The organism is Streptomyces chattanoogensis (assembly GCF_001294335.1).
GTDB classification, from domain to species: Bacteria; Actinomycetota; Actinomycetes; order Streptomycetales; family Streptomycetaceae; genus Streptomyces; species Streptomyces chattanoogensis.
In genome coordinates, this window is the sequence record NZ_LGKG01000068.1 from 1 (window position 1) to 20,590 (window position 20,590).

16 protein-coding genes and 1 rRNA gene are annotated in these 20,590 nt (G+C 71.7%); 9 read left to right on the plus strand and 8 right to left on the minus strand.

Annotated elements, in window-relative coordinates; genetic code table 11:
- Positions 1-91: ribosomal RNA gene (gene rrf / locus ADL29_RS09020) — 5S ribosomal RNA — on the plus strand; the annotation flags it as partial.
- A gap of 249 nt (positions 92-340) precedes the next feature.
- Here the strand turns inward: rrf and ADL29_RS09025 are convergent.
- Genes ADL29_RS09025 through ADL29_RS09045 form a run of 5 tightly spaced genes read right to left on the minus strand, consistent with a single transcriptional unit; the run spans position 341 to position 5,879 of the window.
- On the minus strand, positions 341-1,651 hold the full coding sequence (locus tag ADL29_RS09025) for a DUF58 domain-containing protein (protein WP_053923175.1): 1,311 nt from the start codon (positions 1,649-1,651) through the stop codon (positions 341-343).
- A 9-nt stretch (positions 1,652-1,660) separates the two neighbouring features.
- A complete protein-coding gene (locus ADL29_RS09030) occupies positions 1,661-2,626 on the minus strand; it encodes an AAA family ATPase (RefSeq protein ID WP_053923176.1) in 966 nt (321 codons plus the stop codon).
- Entirely contained in the window at positions 2,607-3,836 is a 1,230-nt protein-coding gene (locus tag ADL29_RS09035) for a DUF4350 domain-containing protein (RefSeq protein WP_053923177.1), read from the minus strand. The genes ADL29_RS09030 and ADL29_RS09035 overlap by 20 nt, the downstream gene beginning before the upstream one ends.
- Complete coding sequence (locus tag ADL29_RS09040; protein ID WP_053923178.1) at positions 3,833-4,528, minus strand: DUF4129 domain-containing protein; 696 nt, start codon at positions 4,526-4,528, stop codon at positions 3,833-3,835. Before ADL29_RS09040 ends, ADL29_RS09035 begins: the two co-directional genes overlap by 4 nt.
- Before the next feature lie 4 nt (positions 4,529-4,532).
- Entirely contained in the window at positions 4,533-5,879 is a 1,347-nt protein-coding gene (locus tag ADL29_RS09045) for a DUF7847 domain-containing protein (RefSeq protein ID WP_053923179.1), read from the minus strand.
- A gap of 152 nt (positions 5,880-6,031) precedes the next feature.
- Between ADL29_RS09045 and mtnA the strand changes: the two genes are divergently transcribed.
- From mtnA to ADL29_RS09080, 7 genes are all read left to right on the plus strand, one after another.
- On the plus strand, positions 6,032-7,201 hold the full coding sequence (gene mtnA / locus ADL29_RS09050) for an S-methyl-5-thioribose-1-phosphate isomerase (protein WP_053923180.1): 1,170 nt from the start codon (positions 6,032-6,034) through the stop codon (positions 7,199-7,201).
- Complete coding sequence (mtrA, locus tag ADL29_RS09055) at positions 7,198-7,875, plus strand: two-component system response regulator MtrA (protein ID WP_046927761.1); 678 nt, start codon at positions 7,198-7,200, stop codon at positions 7,873-7,875. The genes mtnA and mtrA overlap by 4 nt, the downstream gene beginning before the upstream one ends.
- A gap of 1 nt (position 7,876) precedes the next feature.
- Positions 7,877-9,961, plus strand: coding sequence for an MtrAB system histidine kinase MtrB (gene mtrB / locus ADL29_RS09060; RefSeq protein ID WP_425424211.1), 2,085 nt, complete (start codon positions 7,877-7,879; stop codon positions 9,959-9,961).
- Positions 9,962-9,989: 28 nt separating this feature from the next.
- Complete coding sequence (locus ADL29_RS09065) at positions 9,990-11,831, plus strand: LpqB family beta-propeller domain-containing protein (RefSeq protein WP_053923182.1); 1,842 nt, start codon at positions 9,990-9,992, stop codon at positions 11,829-11,831.
- Positions 11,832-11,934: 103 nt separating this feature from the next.
- Positions 11,935-12,636 (plus strand): ComF family protein, encoded by a 702-nt coding sequence (locus ADL29_RS09070; protein WP_053923183.1) that lies wholly within the window; start codon positions 11,935-11,937, stop codon positions 12,634-12,636.
- Between the two features lie 318 nt (positions 12,637-12,954).
- Positions 12,955-13,647, plus strand: coding sequence for a ribosome hibernation-promoting factor, HPF/YfiA family (gene hpf, locus ADL29_RS09075; protein ID WP_053923184.1), 693 nt, complete (start codon positions 12,955-12,957; stop codon positions 13,645-13,647).
- Between the two features lie 234 nt (positions 13,648-13,881).
- Entirely contained in the window at positions 13,882-14,643 is a 762-nt protein-coding gene (locus ADL29_RS09080; protein ID WP_046927765.1) for a response regulator, read from the plus strand.
- A gap of 23 nt (positions 14,644-14,666) precedes the next feature.
- Here ADL29_RS09080 and ADL29_RS09085 read toward each other — a convergent pair whose 3' ends face one another.
- Positions 14,667-15,869 carry a winged helix-turn-helix domain-containing protein gene (locus ADL29_RS09085; RefSeq protein ID WP_053923185.1) on the minus strand — a complete coding sequence of 401 codons (1,203 nt, stop codon included), beginning with the start codon at positions 15,867-15,869 and terminating at the stop codon, positions 14,667-14,669.
- A gap of 59 nt (positions 15,870-15,928) precedes the next feature.
- Positions 15,929-16,537: a GNAT family N-acetyltransferase gene (locus tag ADL29_RS09090; RefSeq protein ID WP_053923186.1), complete on the minus strand. Its 609-nt coding sequence runs from the start codon at positions 16,535-16,537 to the stop codon at positions 15,929-15,931.
- A 241-nt stretch (positions 16,538-16,778) separates the two neighbouring features.
- Between ADL29_RS09090 and secA the strand changes: the two genes are divergently transcribed.
- Complete coding sequence (gene secA, locus ADL29_RS09095) at positions 16,779-19,610, plus strand: preprotein translocase subunit SecA (RefSeq protein WP_053923187.1); 2,832 nt, start codon at positions 16,779-16,781, stop codon at positions 19,608-19,610.
- 92 nt (positions 19,611-19,702) lie between these two features.
- Here secA and ADL29_RS44980 read toward each other — a convergent pair whose 3' ends face one another.
- On the minus strand, positions 19,703-20,419 hold the full coding sequence (locus tag ADL29_RS44980; RefSeq protein WP_245689253.1) for an Rv3235 family protein: 717 nt from the start codon (positions 20,417-20,419) through the stop codon (positions 19,703-19,705).
- Between the last annotated feature and the right edge of the window lie 171 nt (positions 20,420-20,590).

Genomic DNA, 20,590 nt, shown 5'->3' on the forward strand with positions numbered 1-20,590 from the left:
GCCCGGTTACATTCCGAACCCGGAAGCTAAGCCTTTCAGCGCCGATGGTACTGCAGGGGGGACCCTGTGGGAGAGTAGGACGCCGCCGAACAATCTTTGGGGAAAGCCCCGCACCGTATGGTGCGGGGCTTTTCTGCGTTTGGGGGTCAGTCGCTCCGCGCTGCCAGCGCTTGTCGCCCGGTGACGCCACCCGCGTCCCGCCGCCCAGGGTGGTGCGGTGATGGGCTGTGATGGTTGTTGGGTGCAGCTGACCGGGGTTGTGGGGGCCACGGGTGAGCGGGAGCGGTTCCAGGGAAAGCTGCGGCTGGCGCTGTCAGGGAAGAGGGAGGGGCGCCGTCAGTCAGAGGCGGCCGGCGGACTTCAGCGTGAGGTAGGCGTCGGCCAGGTCGGGGGCCAGGCGGGTGGGGGTTGAATCGATGACCGTGATGCCGTGGTGGCGGAGGCGGTCGGCGGTGTGGCGGCGGGCGGCGCGGGTCTGTTCTGCGGCCGCGGCTGCGTAGACGGCCTGAGGGGTGTGGCGGCCGGCGGCCAGTTCCTCGATGCGGGGGTCCGCGACGGCGGCGACGATGAGTTCGTTGCGTTGGGTGAGGCCGGGGAGGACCGGTAGGAGGGCCTCTTCCACGGGGGCCGTGTCGAGGCCGGTGAAGAGAACGATGAGGGACCGGCGCGGTGTGCGGCGGTGGATGGTGGCGGCCAGGCCGCGGGCGTCCGCCTCGACGAGCTCCGATTCGAGGGGAGCCAGAGCGTCGGTGAGAGCCGGAAGCAGGTCGGCGGCGGTACGGCCTTGTACGGAGGCCCGTACGCGGCGGTCGTAGGCGAGGAGATCGACGCGGTCGCCGGCGCGGGCGGCGAGGGCGGCGAGCAGGAGGGCGGCGTCCATGGAGGCGTCGAGGCGGGGGGTGTCGCCGACGCGGCCGGCCGAGGTGCGGCCGGTTTCCAGGACGAGCAGGATGCGGCGGTCGCGTTCGGGGCGCCAGGTGCGGACGGCGAGGGTCTGCTGGCGGGCAGTGGCGCGCCAGTCGATGGAACGGGTGTCGTCGCCGGGGGCGTAGTCGCGGAGGCTGTCGAATTCGGTGCCCTCGCCGCGGGTCAGGATGCTGGTGCGGCCGTCGAGTTCGCGGAGCCGGGCGAGTTTGGCAGGGAGGTGCTTCCGGCTGGTGAAAGGTGGGAGGACGCGCAGGGTCCAGGGGACGTGGTGGCTTCCCTGGCGGGCGGCCAGCCCGAGTGGGCCGTAGGAGCGGACCGTGACGCGGACGGCGTGGTGGTCGCCGCGGCGGGTGGGGTGGAGCGTGGTCGTGAGGCGTCTGCGTTCGCCGCCTGGGACTCGGAGGGCGTGGCGGGATGCGGGGATGTCCGTGCCGGGGCGGAAGGAGCTCGGGGGCCAGGCGTCGCGGATCTGCGCGCGGAGGGTGCGGCGGTCCGGGTTGGTAAGGGTGAGATGGGTGTGGGCCTGGCCCGTGAGTCGAACTGATGTGTCACCGGTTCGAGTGAAATGGAGCTTTCGCACTGGCGCGGCGAGTGCGAGGTCGCACAAAATTGCTATCAGCAAGGTGAGTTGGACGGCGAGAACACCGAGCCAGCCGGGGAGTACGAAGCCGACGAAGAGAGCTCCGACTGCGGCGAGGAGGGCGGTGCGTCCGGTGAGGGCCATGGCGTCGCCTCAGCGGGGGACGGGGAGGTGGGCGAGCACGGCATTGATGACGGAGTCTGCGGTGACTCCCTCCATCTCGGCCTCGGGGCGGAGTTGGACGCGGTGTCGGAGTGTGGGGAGCGCGAGGGCCTTGACGTCATCGGGGGTGACGTAGTCGCGGCCGGTGAGCCAGGCCCAGGCTCGGGAAGTGGAGAGCAGGGCGGTGGCGCCTCGGGGGGAAACACCGAGGGAAAGTGAGGGGGATTCACGAGTGGCACGGCAGATATCGACGATATAGCCCGTGATTTCGGGGGAGACGGCGGTCTTGGCGACCGCGGCCCGGGCCGCCTCGAGGTCGGCGGCGGAGGCCACGGGGCGTAGGCCTGCGGCGTCGAGGTCGCGGGGGCTGAAGCCGTCCACATGCCGGGTGAGGATGTCTATTTCGTCCTGGCGGGCGGGGAGCGGGACCGTCAGTTTCAGCAGGAAGCGGTCGAGCTGGGCCTCGGGGAGCGGATAAGTGCCCTCGTATTCCACGGGGTTCTGAGTGGCGGCCACGAGGAACGGCTCGGGGAGGGGCCGGGGGGTGCCGTCGACGGTCACCTGGCGCTCCTCCATTGCTTCGAGGAGGGAGGCCTGGGTTTTGGACGGCGTGCGGTTGATCTCGTCGGCGAGAAGGAGGTTGGTGAAGACGGGGCCGGGCTGGAAGGAGAACTCGGCGCTGCGGGTGTCGTAGACCAGGGAGCCGGTGACATCGCTCGGCATCAGGTCGGGGGTGAACTGGACGCGCTTGGTGTCGAGTTCGAGGGCGGCCGACAGGGCCCGTACGAGCAGGGTCTTGGCGACGCCGGGGACGCCTTCGAGGAGCACATGGCCGCGGCAGAGCAGGGCGACGACCAGGCCGGTGACGGCGGGGTCCTGGCCGACGACGGCCTTGGCTATTTCTGTGCGGAGAGCTTCGAGGGAGGCTCGGGCGCTGTCAGCGGTCGGGGTGCTCACGGGGGGCGTGCCTCTCTTGGGAAACGATCGAGCTGTGGAGTTCGTCGAGTTGGTCGGCCAGCTGTACCAGAGCCTTGTCGTCCGCGGGTGGCGGGCCGAAGAGCAGAGTGTGCAGACCGGCTTCGGTTGCGGGGGCCGCGGTCAAGTGGGTTTGAACGGCCGGGAGAAGGATGTCGGGGGTGTGTGCGTGCGCGGGGGGCACGCCGATGAGGGGGGCGAGCCGGGTGCGGGTGGCCGAGCGCAGGACGGCCGAGGCGCGGTCGCGGGCGTGGGCCTGCTCATAGAGGCGGGCGTGGCCTTCGGTGGTCTCGGCGGCCGGGACGGTGACCGGAAGCCGTTCGGGTACCAACGGGCCGAGCCGACGGGCGCGCCAGAAGGCCGCGAAGACGGCGGCGAAGGCGAGTTGGAGCAGGCCCCAGCTCCAGCCGGAGGGGATGAGGTCGAGGAAACCGCGCTGCTCGTCCTCGGCGGATGACGGGTCGCTTATGGAGGGGAGGTACCAGACCAGATGCTTGTGAGCGCCGAGGAGTTGAAGGGCCAGCGAGGCGTTGCCGTGCTCGGCGAGGTGGCGGTTGTAAAGGAAGTCGGGGGAGCCGAGAAGGACCGTGTCACGGCCGGCGTCGGGGGCCGGCAGGCGCAGCAGGGTGGGCAGGCCGCCGCTGAGGTAGCAGTGTTCGGCGGTGCCGTCGGGGGCCACGTAGCGCAGGCCGCCCAGGAGGGCGTCGCCCGCACGGCGGGCGGCGGGCAGCGAGCAGGCGGGCCGGCGCGTCGAGTTGCCGACCGGGGGCTCCGTCCTGATGCGGGGGCTGAAGGTATCGAGGGTGGCCGGGCCGGGGGCGAGCAGGACGATACGGCCGGGGGTGTGTGCGGTCGCGGTGCGCAGGCCGGTCAGCTGCTCTGCGGTGAGGAGGTCGGGTTCGGTGACGAGGAGGGTGGTGTCGGGGCCGGCCGCCGCGGCGGCCGCCTCGGAGGTGGTCACGACCTGGGTGGTGACGCCGCGGGCGGCGAGGAGTGCGGAGAGGGCCCGGCTCCCGGTGCGGTCCGCCGAGCGGGGGTCGAGTCTGCCGTGCTGTTCGCCGGACTGGAGGGCCGCGAGCACCACACCGGTGACGACGAGCAGGAGGAGCGCGAGCAGCAACCCCCGGGACCGGCGCCACAGGTGACGGGCGGTGGGGGAGAGCGCGACGGGGTCCGTGGTGGCCGTGGTCATCCGCGGCTCCTGGTCGGGGCGGCGGCGAGGTGGGGCCTGGCGTGTTGCAGGTCGCTGTCGAGGGCGGTCAAGAGGGCGTACTCCCGCTCGGTGCCGGGGCGGCCGCCGTATGTGACGTCATCGAAGGTACGGGCCGCGGCGCTCAGCCGGTCGGCGTGTGCGGGAAGAACCCGGCCGGCCGCGGCGGCGGCCTCGTCGGCGGTGCGGCCCGGCGCGGGTGTGAGCAGGGCTCGTTCCTCGAGGGCGAGGACGATGGCGCGCATGCGTTCCTGCATCGCCTGGTTCCAGAGTCCCCCGGCGGCAAGGCGGTTGGCGGCCGTGCGGTGCTCGGCGGCGCTCCGTGGCGCGTCGGTGAAGAGCGCGCCGCCGGTGGTGGCCGGGGTGCGGCGCAGCGCGCCGAGCCGCAGCCGTAGTGCGACGATCAGCAGCAGCACCATCGCGGCGACGGCGGCCAGTCCGATCCAGCCGCCGGGTGTGGCGCCGGCGGCCGCGGTGAACAGGTCGTCGACGCGGTCCCAGAACCAGTCCAGGGCCTGGCGGAGCGGATTGGGGTCGTGCTGGTGGTACCGGGGGTCGGACAGCTCGTGCTCCGCCGCCTCGCGGGCGGGCACGCGCGGGATCCGCACCGGCATGTCGTCGTCGGCGCGCGCCATGAGTCGGCCGAGTGCGGCCGTGATCCCCCCTGTTGTCACCGCATCAGCTTCCCGGAGTGGGGTCGCCGGAAGTGTCCGTCGGGGCGCCGGGAGCGGCCGCGGACGTGGTGTCCGTGCCGTAGCCGGGGAGGCCTGCGGCGCGGGCGAGTTCGAGGTCGAGGGCCTCGCGGCGGATGCGCTGGTCCATGTAGAGGAGTGCGGTCACGCCCGCGCTGATCGGGAAGGTGAGGGCGGAGCTGATGACGGCTCCGATGCCCATCGCGATCAGGAAGGTCCAGCCGGCACTGTCGGCGGTGCCGTTCGCCCAGTCCATCAGGCTCTGGCCATCGAGGACGAAGGCGATGAGGGTGGCCGGGATCTGGATGATGGACTCGACCAGGGCGACCAGGACGAAGGAGAGGAGCTGAATGCCCAGCACCCGCCACCAGGAGCCCCGGACGAGCTTGGCGGAGCGGCGCATGGAGGCGATGACGCCCTGCTTCTCCAGCATCAGTGCCGGGGAGGCGAGGCTGTAACGGACCGCCAGCCAGACGCTCACGACGGTGGCGGCGAGACCGCCGAACACCATGAGGAGCAGGCCTGCCTCCGGCGTGCCGGTGGCCATGAGGATGATGCCGGGGGCCAGGCCTGCGGCCGCGATGGCAAAGATCATCAGGGGATACAGGATCAGCAGGCCGAGCAGGCGCAGGAGTTGGCCGCGGGCGTCCTGCCAGGCCTGTGCGACGGTCACCGAGCGGCCGAGGACGGCGCGGCTGGTGACCATGGTCAGCAGCCCGGTGGCGACGAGGGTGGCGAGGAGCCCGATCAGCGAGGTGACGGCGCTTCCGGCGAGGGTGTCGGCCATGTCGCGCATGGCCTGGCGCAGCGCCGGGGTGGAGCTGCCGTCCGGGGCGGCCTTCCGGCCGGTGCCCTGGAACCACAGTCCGGACACCACTGTGACGAGGGTCTGCGAGACGGCGGCGACGATCAGCGATATGCCCAGGACGGTGCGCCAGTGGGCGCGCATCGTGGAGGCCGCGCCGTCGAGTATCTCGCCGACGCCGAGCGGCCGCAGGGGGATGACGCCCGGTTTGGCGGCCTGTGGTGCCGGGGACCAGCCGGCTCCCCACATGGGCGGGCCGCCTGCCGGCTGCCCGTACCAGCCGCCCTGGTGGGGGATGGAGCCGGCGCGGGCGCGGGTGGCGCCGCCGGCCGGTCCGCTCTGGCCGGGGATCCCCGGGGACGACCACTGGCCTGCGGGCGGCTGTTCCTTGGACCAGTTCGGCGGGGACGGTTGCTCGGCGGCGGGGCCGTCCGCGTCGGCCGCTGGGGTGGGCTGCTCCTCGGTACCGCGGTCCGGCTCGTCGGAGGGGGCGGATCCGGGCGAGGCCCAGCCCGGAGAGTCGTTCATCTTCGCTCCTTCTTGCTGCCCGTCCGCCGGGGCGGCCGGGGTCCGGGGTCCGCGGTGTCAGTCATCGTGTCATGGCGGATGGCTCTGTGTATCCGGGCCCTGATCCGTGAGGGACCTTCTGTTCGGAGCGGTGTCGGCGGCAGACTGAACCAATGGCCGATCAGTACGAGGTGTCCAAGGCCGGCGCGGCGGCGCTCGGAATCCCGTCGTTGCGCTGGGAGGAGCTTCCCGAGGGGCCCGTTGTGGTCCTCCTCGACCAGACCCGGCTGCCGGCGGAGGAGGCCGAGCTGGTCTGTACGGACGTACCGGCGCTGGTACAGGCGATCCGGAGGCTGGCGGTGCGCGGTGCGCCGCTGCTGGGTATCGCGGGTGCGTACGGTGTCGCGCTGGCCGCGGCGCGCGGTTTCGATGTGGACGAGGCGGCGGAGTCGCTGGCGCATGCCCGGCCGACCGCCGTCAATCTCGGGTACGGCGTGCGGCGGGCGGCGGCCGCGTACCGGGCGGCGGCCGGCCGTGGGGCCGGTGCCGGGGCTGCCGCGGCGGCGCTGGTCGAGGCGCGGGCCCTGCACGCGGAGGACATCGAGGCCGGCGCGCGGATGGCGGAGCAGGGGCTGGCGCTGCTGGGGGAGCTGCTGCCGGGCGGCGGCCACCGGATTCTCACCCACTGCAATTCGGGCGCGCTGGTGTCCGGGGGCGAGGGGACCGCCTTCGCGGTGGTGCGGGCGGCGCACCGGGCCGGTGAGCTGCGGCGGCTGTGGGTGGACGAGACGCGGCCGCTGTTGCAGGGGGCGCGGCTGACGGCGTACGAGGCGGCGCGCGCGGGAATGGCGTACAGCGTGCTGGCGGACGGGGCAGCGGGGTCGCTGTTCGCGGCGGGTGAGGTGGACGCGGTGCTGATAGGAGCGGACCGCATCGCGGCGGACGGGTCGGTCGCCAACAAGATCGGCAGCTATCCGCTGGCGGTGCTGGCGCGCTATCACCACGTTCCGTTCGTGGTGGTGGCGCCGACGACCACGGTGGATCTCGAGACGGAGCGGGGGGCGGACATCGAGGTGGAGCAGCGGCCGGGCAGCGAGGTGACGGAGCTCTCGTTGCCGCCCGGACAGGGTTCCGGGGCGGGGCCCGGCGCCGCGATCGCGGTGGCGCCGCTGGGCGCGCAGGCCTACAACCCGGCCTTCGACGTGACTCCGCCCGAGCTGGTGACGGCGATCGTCACGGAGGCCGGAGTGGTCTCGCCGGTCACCCGGAACGGCCTTGCTCGGATGTGTTCCACGTCACGATGGAGTAAGTCACGATCAGGTAATGGGATGATGGCCGAATGAAGGGACGCGTCCTGGTCGTCGACGACGACACCGCACTGGCAGAGATGCTCGGCATTGTGCTGCGCGGGGAAGGCTTTGAACCGTCGTTCGTGTCCGACGGTGACAAGGCCCTTGCCGCCTTCCGCGAGACCAAGCCCGATCTTGTGCTGCTCGACCTGATGCTGCCCGGACGGGACGGCATCGAGGTCTGCCGGCTGATCCGGGCCGAGTCCGGGGTGCCGATCGTCATGCTGACCGCCAAGAGCGACACCGTGGATGTGGTGGTCGGGCTCGAGTCGGGCGCGGACGACTACATCGTCAAGCCGTTCAAGCCCAAGGAGCTGGTGGCCCGGATCAGGGCCCGGCTGCGGCGTTCGGAGGAGCCGGCGCCCGAGCAGCTGGCGATCGGTGATCTGGTCATCGATGTGGCCGGCCACTCGGTGAAGCGCGAGGGGCAGTCCATCGCGCTGACCCCGCTGGAGTTCGATCTGCTGGTGGCGCTGGCGCGCAAGCCGTGGCAGGTGTTCACCCGCGAGGTGCTGCTGGAGCAGGTGTGGGGCTATCGGCATGCCGCCGACACCCGGCTGGTGAATGTCCATGTGCAGCGGCTGCGTTCCAAGGTCGAGCGGGATCCGGAGCGTCCGGAGATCGTGGTGACCGTGCGCGGTGTCGGCTACAAGGCCGGGCCCAGCTGACATGATCCGGGACGGTGCGGCCCCGGAGGGAAAGCGGGGGCGTTCCGTCGGCCCGACGGGAGAAATGCCCTTTTCGGGAAAGTTGTCCGCTTGGTTGCTGCGTGGCGGGCAGTTGCTGCCCGACGGCGCGGTGAGCGGGCCCGTGCACCCCTTGCTGCGGCTCTTCAGCCGCTGGGTGCGGCGGCCGCTGCTGCCCGCCCTGCGGCTGTGGCGGCGCAACATCCAGCTGCGGGTGGTCGCGACCACCCTGCTGATGTCGCTCGCGGTGGTGCTGCTGCTCGGTGTCGTGGTCGTCGGCCAGGTCCGTAACGGCCTGCTCACCGCCAAGGCGCAGGCCGCGCAGAGCCAGGCCGTGGGCGGCTTCGGCGTCGCCCAGAAGATGGCCGACGGAGCCGACGACACCCGGCCCGACGACGCCCCCCGCACCGGCAACCGCGGCACCCAGGACTCCGCGACCTGGCTGACCGGCCTGGTCGAGCAGCTCGCCAGCGGCGGCCAGGGCGTCTTCTCCGTGGTGGCGCTCAGCTCCGACTCCGACGAACCGTTCGGCGACTCCAGCCCCGGTACCCGCGGCCCGCGCGCCTCCGGCGACGTCGACCCCGAGCGCAGCGTGCCCGCCGAGCTGCGGCGGAAGCTGGACACCAAGTCCGGGACGTTCCGCCAGTACACCCGGATCAAGCGCATCGGGTCGGACGACGGCGTGCCGGCGCTGATCATCGGCAAGCGTCTCAACGACATCAACGGCAACCAGTACCAGCTCTATTACCTCTTCCCGTTCAGCCAGGAAGCGGAGTCGCTGAAGCTGGTCACGGGCACCCTCGCGACGGCCGGGGTGTTCGTCGTGATCCTGCTCGGGGCCATCGCCTGGCTGGTGGTGCGGCAGGTCGTCACGCCCGTACGGATGGCCGCGGGGATCTCCGAGCGGCTGGCCGCGGGCCTGCTCCAGGAACGGATGAAGGTCACCGGCGAGGACGACATCGCCCGGCTCGGCGAGTCCTTCAACAAGATGGCGCAGAACCTCCAGATCAAGATCCAGCAGCTGGAGGAGCTGTCCCGGATGCAGCGCCGGTTCGTCTCCGACGTGTCGCACGAGTTGCGTACACCGCTGACGACGGTACGGATGGCGGCCGATGTCATCCATGACGCGCGCGACGAGTTCGACCCCGCGACGGCACGCTCCGCCGAGCTGCTGCGCGGCCAGCTCGACCGCTTCGAATCGCTGCTCGCGGAGCTGCTGGAGATCAGCCGCTTCGACGCGGGCGCGGCCGCGCTGGAGGCCGAGCCGATAGACCTGCGCGATGTCGTCCACCGCGTCATCGAGGGCGCGGAGCCGCTGGCCGAGGCCAAGGGCACCCGCATCGTGGTGCGCGGCGCCGAGCTGCCCGTGATCGCCGAGGCGGACACCCGCCGGGTGGAGCGGGTGCTGCGCAATCTCGTGGTCAACGCCGTCGAGCACGGCGAGGGCCGGGACGTCGTGGTGAAGCTGGCGTCCGGGGGCGGCCGCTCCGGCGGCGCGGTGGCCGTCGCGGTGCGCGACTACGGCGTCGGCCTCAAGCCCGGCGAGGCGACCCGGGTCTTCAACCGCTTCTGGCGCGCCGACCCGGCGCGGGCCCGTACGACCGGCGGTACGGGCCTGGGCCTGTCCATCGCCATCGAGGACGCCCGGCTGCACGGCGGCTGGCTGCAGGCCTGGGGCGAGCCGGGCGGCGGTTCGCAGTTCCGGCTGACGCTGCCCCGTACGGCCGGTGAGGCGCTGCGCGGCTCCCCGATACCCCTGGAGCCGGAGGACTCACGGCGCAACCGCGGCCTGGACGAGTCGGGCCGGCCGCGCACCGGTGCGGACCGCAAGGCTTCCGCGATCCCGGCGCAGCCGCGCGCCGCGGCCCGTCCCGTGGCTGATCCGGCGGCGCTGCCCGGCGAGGGCGGCGCCCGCGTGGTGCCGGGGACCGGGGGCGCACGGGGCGAGGGAAGGGCGCACGGCGAGGACGCGCGCGGCGACCGGCCGTCCCCTGGCGGCGCGGACGACGGGGCCGGACAGAACGCCGGACGGGGCGTGGAGCGGGAAGGCGGACTGCGTGGACACTGAGCGCGGAGACGAGGACCGGGTGGGGCACATGTCCCGTACCCGCCCGCGCAGGGGAGCCCGGCGGGCGCGGATCACCGGGCTGCTCGGCTGTGCCGCCGTACTGCTGGCCGGGTGCGCGTCGATGCCGGACAGCGGTGACGTCAAGGCGGTCGATCAGTCGCCGCGCGCCGAGGGCGACTCGCAGGTACGGGTCTACGGTGTGCCCCCGCAGGACGGCGCGCAGCCGACGAACATCGTGCGCAGCTTCCTCGATGCGACGACCAGCGACGAGGCGGATTTCCGCACGGCCAGGCAGTATCTGGCCAAGTCGGCCCGGAAATGGCAGCCGTTCCGGGTCACCGATGTGCTCCAGGAGCGCCCCAAGGCCGAGCCGCAGGTCCAGCGCAACCGCGAGGACGAGAACGGCTACACGGTCACCCTGTCCGGCAGCCAGGTGGCGAAGGTGGACGCCAATCACGCGTACACCCCGGAGGAGCGCAAGTACCGCGCGACGATCCACCTCATCAAGGAGGACGGGCAGTGGCGCATCGACCGGCTGCCCAACGGCCTGGTGCTCGGGCAGTCCGACTTCCAGCGGATTTACCGTTCCGTCAACAAGTACTACTTCGCGTCCTACAAGTCGGAGTCGTCGCAGCCGAAGGCGAGCCGGAACGTCCTGGTCGCCGACCCGGTCTATCTGCGCCAGCGGATAGAACCGATCACGGCCAGTGTGGAGGCGCTGCTGTCCGGCCCCACCGACTGGCTGGGCGAGGTGACCTCGTCGGAGTTCCCGCCCGGCACCCGGCTCGCCGCGCGTGATCTGTCGCTGGACGACTCCAACGCGCTGCGGGTGAGGCTGAGCAAGCAGGCGATCAGCACCGACTCCGGCCAGTGCAAGCGGATGGCGGCCCAACTCTTCTTCACCGTGCAGGACATGACGCGGGCGTCGAAGATCAGCGACGTGAAGCTGGAGGACGCCGGCGGCGGCTCCCTGTGCGAGCTGTCCCAGGAGCAGGCGGAACGCGACTTCTCGCCGGTCCGGTACGCCGGCCGCTCCGCGCAGGAGTACTTCATCGACGCCGACCACAAGGTCGTCTCCATGTCCGACTCCGCCGGCGAACCGACGCCGGTGCGCGGCCCGTTCGGCACCGGCAAGACCCCGCTGCGCTCGGTCGCCGTCTCGCGCGACGAGACCACCGCGGCCGGGGTGTCGGGCGACGGCCGGTCGCTGTACGTCGCCGCCCTGGAGGACGGCGTCCAGCGCGGCGCCCCGTTGCTGACCTCCACGGGCTCCGCCAAGGACCCGGACGAGGGGCTGACCGCGCCGAGCTGGGACGGTCTCGGCGATCTGTGGATCGCCGACCGCGGTGCGCACGCCTCGCGGCTGCTGCGGCTGCGCGAGGGGAAGGGCACCCCCGAGGAGGTCGCGGTGCCCGGTCTCGGCAAGCGGCGGATCAAGGCGATCCGGGTGGCCGCGGACGGCATCCGGATCGCGGTGCTGGTGGAGGACAAGGGCCGTACGACGCTCCAGCTGGGCCGGGTCCAGCGCGGCGGCTCATCGGCGCACCCGGTGCTCTCGGTGGAGGAACTGCGGCCGATCGCGCCCCAGTTGGAGGACGTGGTGGCCGCATCCTGGGCGGGCGGCAGCCGGCTGGTGGTCGTCGGCCGGGAGTCCGGCGGCGTGCAGCAGATGCAGTACATGGAGACCGACGGTTCGGCGTCCAACGCGCAGACGCTGCCAGGTGTCAACGGCGTCAAGGCCGTGGCGGCCTCGGAGGACGAGGCCCGGCCGCTGATCGCCGACGCCACCGAGGGCATTGTGCGGCTGTTTCCGGATGCGAACTGGAAGACCGTGGCGAAGGAAGGGACCGCGCCGGTCTATCCGGGGTGACGGGAGACGGCGGCCGGGGCCGGGGGGCCGGCCGCCGGAGTTTTCCACAGGGGTGGTGAGCGGCCGCGGACGGCGCCACCCTGGAGTCATGCAGCCTGGAGTCATGCAGGGGGTGTGGCGGGAACTCGCCGGTCTGGTGCTGCCGGTCGACTGCGCGGGGTGTGGCCGGCCGCGTACGGAGCTGTGTGCGGGCTGTCGCCGGGCGCTGGTGCGGGACGGGCGCGGTGCGCGCCGGGTGAGGCCGCGGCCGGGACCGGCCGGGCTGCCGCGGGTGTGGGCGGGGGCGCCGTATGCCGACGAGGTCCGGGCCGTCCTGCTGGCGCACAAGGAGCGCGGCGCGCTGCGGCTGGCGGGGCCGCTGGGGGCGGCGCTGGCCGGGGCGGTGCGACGGGTGCGGGGCGGTGGCCGGGCGCCCGTGCTTGTGCCGGTACCGTCGGCCCGGAGAGCGGTGGCCGGCCGGGGCCATGATCCGGTACGCAGAATCGCCCGCGCGGCCGCCGCCGACCTGCGGCGGAGCGGTGCGGGGGCGCGGGTGCTCCCGGTGCTCCGGCAGTGCCGGCCGGTGGCCGACCAGGCGGGGCTGAGCGCCCCGCAGCGGCTGGCGAATGTGGCGGGTGCACTGGAGGTGCCGGGCGCGGCCCGAAGGCTGCTGACGGGGGCGCCAGTGGTGCTGGTGGACGATCTGGTGACGACGGGAGCCACGCTCGCGGAGGCGGCGCGTGCGGTTGCCGTGGCGGGCGGCCGGGTGGCCGGCGCGGCGGTGGTCGCGGCACCCCGCAGCGCTTTCGAAAGCAACTGGAACTGACCGGGAGAATTCATCGTTGCAGGTGATGAGGGGCAAAAATCACCCAAACGGAGCCGGTGGCCGCAAGGGGGTGCCGACACCCGTCCGGGAGAGCTATGTTCGGTTGTGAGGACTTGGCGGGCGCTTTGCCTCGGATGTCGTCATGCGTGCACTTGGGGGTATTTGAAGCCACCCTCAAAAGGGGGGAATGGAGATCTTGTCCTTGGGGGAGGAGGAGGTGAAAGTCGCCAAGTCCGAGGCTTCGGCACTCACCGGAGCCTGGTGCAAGAAGGAGTCGCTCCGCCTGTGTAGCGGAGCGATCCGGGAACGGAGTTCTGCGTGGACATCGTCGTCAAAGGCCGCAAGACCGAGGTGCCCGAGCGGTTCCGCAAGCACGTGGCCGAGAAGCTGAAGCTGGAGAAAGTCCAGAAGCTCGACGCCAAGGTGATCAGCCTGGACGTCGAGGTGTCCAAGGAGCCCAACCCGAGGCAGGCCGACCGTTCCGACCGAGTGGAGATCACCCTCCGCTCCCGTGGCCCGGTGGTCCGGGCCGAGGCGGCCGCCGCCGATCCGTACGCCGCGCTGGACCTGGCCACCGCCAAGCTGGAGGCGCGGCTGCGCAAGCAGCACGACAAGCGCTTCTCCCGTCGTGGGAACGGCCGCATCCCGGCGAGCGATGTCGCCGTCAGCGTCCCCGACGCCGCGCGCCTGAACACCAATGGTGAGCTCGCCGCCACGAGCGAGGCCGAGCCAGCGGTGCCGACCACCAAGATGGGCTCGCTCGACGTCCTGGGCGAAGGCCCCCTGGTCGTCCGCGAGAAGACCCACTCCGCAGCGCCGATGACCCTCACCCAGGCGCTCTACGAGATGGAGCTGGTCGGGCACGACTTCTATCTCTTCGTCGATGCCGACACCAAGCTGCCGAGCGTGGTCTACCGGCGGCATGCATATGACTACGGCGTCATCCACTTGAACCCCGATTCGTTCGGGGAGGAAGAGCCAGGCGGCGCGGGCGGCGCGCTCGGCGGCTGACAACTCATCCGTCCGGTGCCCCCGGCGCACGCCGGGGGCACCATCGTGCCTGAAGAACGCAGGAGTTGAAGCCGTATAGTGTTTGTGCCAGCCAGGGAGTATGTGGACACGAAACGGCGACTTGCCGGGGAGACGGTCGTATGGCATTGATCGGGCCGGCCGCACGGGGCTGTTGTCAACCAGCCTTATTTCCAAGCTCTGGCCCTTCGGCCGAGTAGTTGACGGGGAGGAACGATGGGGGACAGTTTCGGGCCCGTGAGTGACGGCGCGGACGGCCCGGGGAGCGGTATCGGGGGCGGCACGGAGGCGGGTGTCGCCGCGAGCGTGCCGCGCAAGGAGCCGATCCGGGTTCTGGTGGTGGATGATCACGCGCTGTTCCGGCGGGGCCTGGAGATCGTCCTGGCCCAGGAAACGGACATCCAGGTCGTCGGCGAGGCCGGGGACGGCGCGGAGGCGGTCGACAAGGCCGCGGATCTGCTGCCCGACATCGTGCTGATGGACGTACGGATGCCCAGACGCGGCGGTATCGAGGCCTGTACCTCCATCAAGGAGGTGGCTCCCAGCGCGAAGATCATCATGCTGACGATCAGCGATGAAGAGGCCGATCTCTACGACGCGATCAAGGCCGGTGCCACCGGATATCTCCTCAAGGAGATCTCCACCGACGAGGTGGCCACCGCGATCCGGGCCGTCGCGGACGGCCAGTCGCAGATCAGCCCCTCGATGGCGTCCAAGCTCCTGACGGAGTTCAAGTCGATGATCCAGCGTACGGACGAGCGGCGGCTGGTGCCCGCACCCCGGCTCACCGATCGCGAGCTGGAGGTCCTCAAGCTCGTCGCCACCGGCATGAACAACCGCGATATCGCCAAGGAACTCTTCATCTCGGAAAACACGGTGAAGAACCACGTCCGCAACATCCTGGAGAAGCTGCAGCTGCACTCCCGGATGGAGGCTGTGGTGTATGCGATGCGGGAGAAGATCCTCGAGATCCGCTGAGCGCGGAGGGGGCGCCGGGCCGGTCAGTCGGCCTGGTCGCTCATGTGAGTGAGTTCCGCGCGGAGGGCCTCGGCCAGTTTCGCGTCGTCGCAGCGCTCCAGGCGTACCGAGTCGCAGCCGACCCAGGCGGCGGCCTCGTGGAGGGCCTGGGCCATGGGGCGGACGGCCTTGGCGCCCCGCATCGAGACCTGGCGGGCGACGAGGGCGGTGCCCTCGCGGGCCGGGTCGGCGCGGCCCATCAGCCGGCCGCCGGACAGCAGAGGCATCGCGAAGTAGCCGTGTATCCGCTTGGGGCGCGGGACGTATGCCTCGAGGCGGTGGGTGAAGCCGAAGATCCGCTCCGTCCGCGGGCGGTCCCAGACGAGGGAGTCGAAGGGGGAGAGCAGGGTCGTGCGGTGCCGTCCGCGGGGCGGTGCGGCCAGGGCGGCGGGATCGGCCCAGGCGGGCTTGCCCCAGCCCTCGACCTCGACCGGGACCAGCCCGGAACCCTCGATGACGGCATCGACCTGTTCGCCCTTGAGCCGGTGGTAATCGGCGAGATCCGCGCGGGTGGCCACGCCCATCGCCGCGCCCGCCTGGGCGACCAGACGGCGCAGGCACTCGGCGTCGTCCAGATCGTCGTGCAGCAGGGCATCGGGGACGGCGCGCTCGGCGAGGTCGTACACCCGCTTCCAGCCGCGGCGCTCCGTGCAGACCACCTGGCCGGTGTCCAGCAGGAACTCCACCGCGATCTTGGTCTCCGACCAGTCCCACCATTCACCGCCCTTGCGGCCGCCGCCCAGCTCGGTCGTGGTCAGCGGGCCGTCGGCCTTGAGCCGGTCCAGGACGGCGGCGCAGGAGCGCTCGGCGTCGGCCATGATGTGCCAGCGGTGGCCCTTTGCGCGGTAGGCCCGGCGGCGGAAGGCGAAATGCGGCCATTCCCCGATGGGCAGGAGGCAGGCGGCGTGCGACCAGTACTCGAAGCTGTGGCCGCCGGTCCAGTAGGCCGCATCGACGGCATCCCGGCCGACCGCGCCGAGGCGGGCGTACGGCACCAGCTCGTGCGAGCGGGCCAGCACCGAGATCGTGTCCAGCTGCACCGCGCCCAGATGCCGCAGCACCCCGCGAACCCCCGCCCGCCGGTCCGGGGCGCCCAGCAGCCCCTGCGCACGCAGCGCCAGCCGCCGGGCGTCGTCCTGGGAGAGCGTGGTCGCGGGCGGGGGCTGGGTGCGCGGCGCTGCGGTCATGCGGGAAAGAGTAGGGGCGGCCACTGACAACGCCCGTGGCGCGGGCCGTGGCCCGGTGGTCAGCCCGGATACGGGAGGTACGGCGTGGTGTCCCGAACGGACGGGCCGGCGGCGGCCGGGGGCAGGTCGGACGGGAGCAGGGCGCCGATCCAGGCGTCGCGCCGGGTGCCCTGGTGGATCAGTTTGGCGCGCAGGGTGCCCTCCATGCGGAAGCCGACCTTGCGGGCCACCGCCCGGGAGCCCTCGTTGCCCACCTCCGCCAGCCACTCCATCCGCTCCACCCCGAGATCCGCGAACGCCCAGCGCACCACCTCGCGGGCCGCCTCGGCGGTGTACCCGTTGCCGCGGTGCTCCCTGGCCGTCCAGTAGCCGAGCTCCGCCTGCCGCTCGGGGGCGTGCAGCAGGGCGAGGCGTATCAGGCTCATGGCGCCGACCAGGGAGCCGTCGGCCCGGGAGAGCACGGCGAAGGCATAGCCGGTGTCGGCGCGCCAGCCCTCCGGGGCGGTGGCGCCGACGAACCGTTCCGCGTCCTCCAGGCCGTACGGAGAGGGGACGGTCGTCCAGCGCGGGATGTCGGGTTCCTGACAGGCGGCGTGGACCGCGGCAGCGTCCGACGGGGCGAAAGGGCGCAGGACGAGACGCTCGGTGGTGAGGGTGACGGGCTCCATACCGCGAGTCTGCGGGGCCGCGCGGCGGGCCGCGACGGGATTTCGCGGTGATTCCCGGCACCTTCTCGCCCGCTCACGCGTTCACCTGAGGAGGGCATACCTGCCGCCGCTGCGGCTAACCTCCCGGCCTGACAGAGTCCTCCTTTACGATGGCCGTTGCGGCGGGGCCTGCCCCCTTGGAAAAATGCCGCGCCCGCGCACCCGACCGTGCCAGGCCCGACCGGCAAGGAGACCAGCCCAAGTGTCCGTCTTCAACAAGCTCATGCGTGCAGGCGAAGGAAAGATCCTGCGCAAACTGCACCGCATCGCGGGCCAGGTCAACTCCATCGAAGAGGACTTCGCGGCCCTTTCCGACGCCGAGCTGCGGGCGCTCACCGACGAGTACAAAGAGCGGTACGCGGACGGCGAGAGCCTGGACGACCTGCTGCCCGAGGCGTTCGCCACGGTCCGTGAGGCCGCCAAGCGTGTGCTCGGCCAGCGCCACTACGACGTGCAGCTGATGGGTGGCGCAGCCCTTCACCTGGGATATGTCGCCGAGATGAAGACCGGTGAGGGCAAGACCCTCGTCGGTACCCTTCCGACGTACCTCAATGCGCTGTCCGGCAAGGGCGTCCACCTGATCACGGTCAATGACTATCTGGCCGAGCGCGACTCCGAGATGATGGGCCGGGTCCACAAATTCCTGGGCCTGACCGTCGGTTGCATCCTCGCCGACATGACGCCGGCCCAGCGCCGCGAGCAGTACAACTGCGACATCACGTACGGCACGAACAACGAGTTCGGCTTCGACTACCTGCGTGACAACATGGCCTGGTCGCAGGACGAACTCGTCCAGCGGGGCCACAATTTCGCGGTCGTCGACGAGGTCGACTCGATCCTCGTCGACGAGGCCCGTACGCCGCTGATCATCTCCGGCCCGGCGGACTCCGCCACCAAGTGGTACGGCGACTTCGCCAAGTTGGTCAAGCGCCTGAAGCGGGGCGAGGCCGCCAACCCGCAGCGCGGCATCGAGGAGACCGGCGACTACGACGTCGACGAGAAGAAGCGCACGGTCGGCATCCACGAGTCCGGCGTCAGCAAGGTCGAGGACTGGCTGGGCATCGACAACCTCTACGAGTCGGTGAACACCCCGCTCGTCGGCTACCTCAACAACGCGATCAAGGCCAAGGAGCTGTTCAAGAACGACAAGGACTACGTCGTCATCGACGGCGAGGTCATGATCGTCGACGAGCACACCGGCCGTATCCTCGCCGGCCGCCGCTACAACGAGGGCATGCACCAGGCCATCGAGGCGAAGGAAGGGGTGGAGATCAAGGACGAGAACCAGACGCTCGCCACGATCACCCTGCAGAACTTCTTCCGCCTCTACGACAAGCTCTCCGGCATGACCGGTACGGCCATGACCGAGGCCGCCGAGTTCCACCAGATCTACAAGCTCGGCGTCGTCCCGATCCCGACGAACCGCCCGATGGTCCGTATGGACCAGGCGGACCTGATCTACCGCACCGAGCCCGCGAAGTTCGACGCGGTCGTCGAGGACATCGTCGAGAAGCACGCCAAGGGGCAGCCGATCCTGGTCGGCACGACCTCCGTGGAGAAGTCCGAGTACCTCTCCCAGCAGCTCAACAAGCGCGGGGTGCCGCACGAGGTCCTCAACGCCAAGCAGCACGACCGGGAGGCGTCGATCGTCGCCCAGGCCGGCCGCAAGGGCTCGGTCACGGTCGCCACGAACATGGCCGGCCGCGGTACGGACATCAAGCTCGGCGGCAACCCCGACGACCTCGCCGAGGCCGAGCTGCGCCAGATGGGCCTGGACCCGGTCGAGCACGTCGAGGAGTGGGCGGCCGCGCTGCCCGCCGCCCTGGAACGCGCCGAGGCCGCGGTCAAGGCGGAGTTCGAGGAGGTCAAGGAGCTCGGCGGGCTCTACGTCCTGGGCACCGAGCGGCATGAGTCGCGCCGTATCGACAACCAGCTGCGCGGCCGCTCCGGCCGTCAGGGCGACCCCGGCGAGTCCCGCTTCTACCTCTCCCTCGGTGACGACCTGATGCGGCTGTTCAAGGCCCAGATGGTCGAGCGCGTCATGGCCATGGCCAACGTCCCCGACGACGTACCGATCGAGAACAAGATGGTGACCCGGGCGATCGCCTCCGCCCAGTCGCAGGTCGAGCAGCAGAACTTCGAGACGCGCAAGAACGTCCTGAAGTACGACGAGGTGCTCAACCGCCAGCGCGAGGTCATCTACGGCGAGCGGCGCCGCGTCCTGGAGGGCGAGGATCTGCAGGAGCAGATCAAGCACTTCATGGACGACACCATCGACGCCTACATCCAGGCGGAGACGGTCGAGGGCTTCGCCGAGGAGTGGGACCTGGACCGGCTGTGGGGCGCGTTCAAGCAGCTCTACCCGGTCAAGGTGACCCTCGAGGAGCTCGAGGAGGAGATCGGCGACCGGGCCGGTATGACCTCCGAGTTCATCGCCGATGCCGTCAAGGACGACATCCACGAGCAGTACGCCGCCCGTGAGGAGCAGCTCGGCTCGGAGATCATGCGCGAGCTGGAGCGGCGCGTCGTGCTGTCCGTCCTGGACCGCAAGTGGCGTGAGCACCTCTACGAGATGGACTACCTCCAGGAGGGCATCGGCCTGCGGGCGATGGCCCAGAAGGACCCGCTGGTCGAGTACCAGCGCGAGGGCTTCGACATGTTCACCGCGATGATGGAGGGCATCAAGGAGGAGTCCGTCGGCTATCTGTTCAACCTGGAGGTCCAGGTGGAGCAGCAGGTCGAGGAGGTCCCGGTCCAGGAGACGGCCGAGCAGCCCTCCCTGGAGAAGGCCGCGGACGTGGTCCCGGCCGGTGCGGGCCGCCCCGAGATCCACGCCAAGGGCCTGGAGGCCCCGCAGCGTCCGGACCGGCTGCACTTCACCGCGCCCAAGGTGGACGGCGACGGCAGCGTCATCGAGGGTGACTTCGTCAGCGACGAGGACACCGACGGCCCGGCCCGTTCGGAGGCCGACGGGCTGACGCGGGCGGAGCGGCGCAAGGCGCAGAAGAGCGGCGGGCGGCGCCGCAAGAAGTAAGGACGCACAGGAGGCGCCCCGGCTGTGACGGCCGGGGCGCTTTCGCATGCCGGGGCCCCTCGCCGCGGGCCCCGATGGCGCGCCGGTCCGCCCTACGGCCGCGGCGTCGGAAGCCATGGCGCCGGCATCGGGCCGATGTCGAAGGTGGCGCAGCGCCAGCGGGTGTCGGCGCAGAGCTCCAGGCGGAAGGCGAGGGCGCGGAGGCGGTCGCCGGAGGCGATGCGGGCGAAGGCCTCGATGACGCCGTCGCGGGGCCGGCACAGGCCGCACTTGCGGAGGCTGGGGAGCGGCGCGGCACGTCCCGGGCGGGCGAGGGGCCGCAGCGGGGCCATCGGGGCGAGCTCGACCAGCCGGTCGTAGGCGGCGGGCAGCGCATGCCGGAGCAGGGCGTGGACGGGGAGCTGCCCGCTCAGCGTGAGCAGCAGCTGATGGGCGAACCAGCGGTGCGGCTGGCGCTCCAGGGCGCGGCGCTGGGCCCCGACGGTCGGCAGGCGGGCGGCGATGGCTGCGTCGGCGCCCTCGGCGGCGGTGGTGCGACGGTCCCCGGCGCGCACCGGGGCCGACGGGCGGCCCGGGGTGGTGCGCGTCGTCGTCGACGGTCCACCGGGGCGGGTCCGGGCCGGGCCGCGACCGGGGCCGCCGCCCGGGCCGCGGCCGGCCCTCAGGGGGCGGCGGGGCGCGGGGACGCGGGCGGCGGGACCGTCGCCGTCGGGGGTGGGGCGCGGGCCGGGGGCGGAGTCGTCCGGGGCGTGGTCCGGGCCGGCCTGTGCGGCGGTCCCGGCGGTGCGGTTCGGGTCGGTGTCCGTCATGGCGGTGTCCCCCTTGTGCCGGCGCTGGGCCGGGCGGATCGATTACCGGGCGGTAGCTTCGGGAGATCTTCTATCGACGGGGCCGGGCGGGCGGCAAGGCGGGACCGGGTGGGTGAGCGGGGGCGGAAGAATTCACCCGTCCGTGGCTCAGGCGCGGGAAATGGGGCTCGT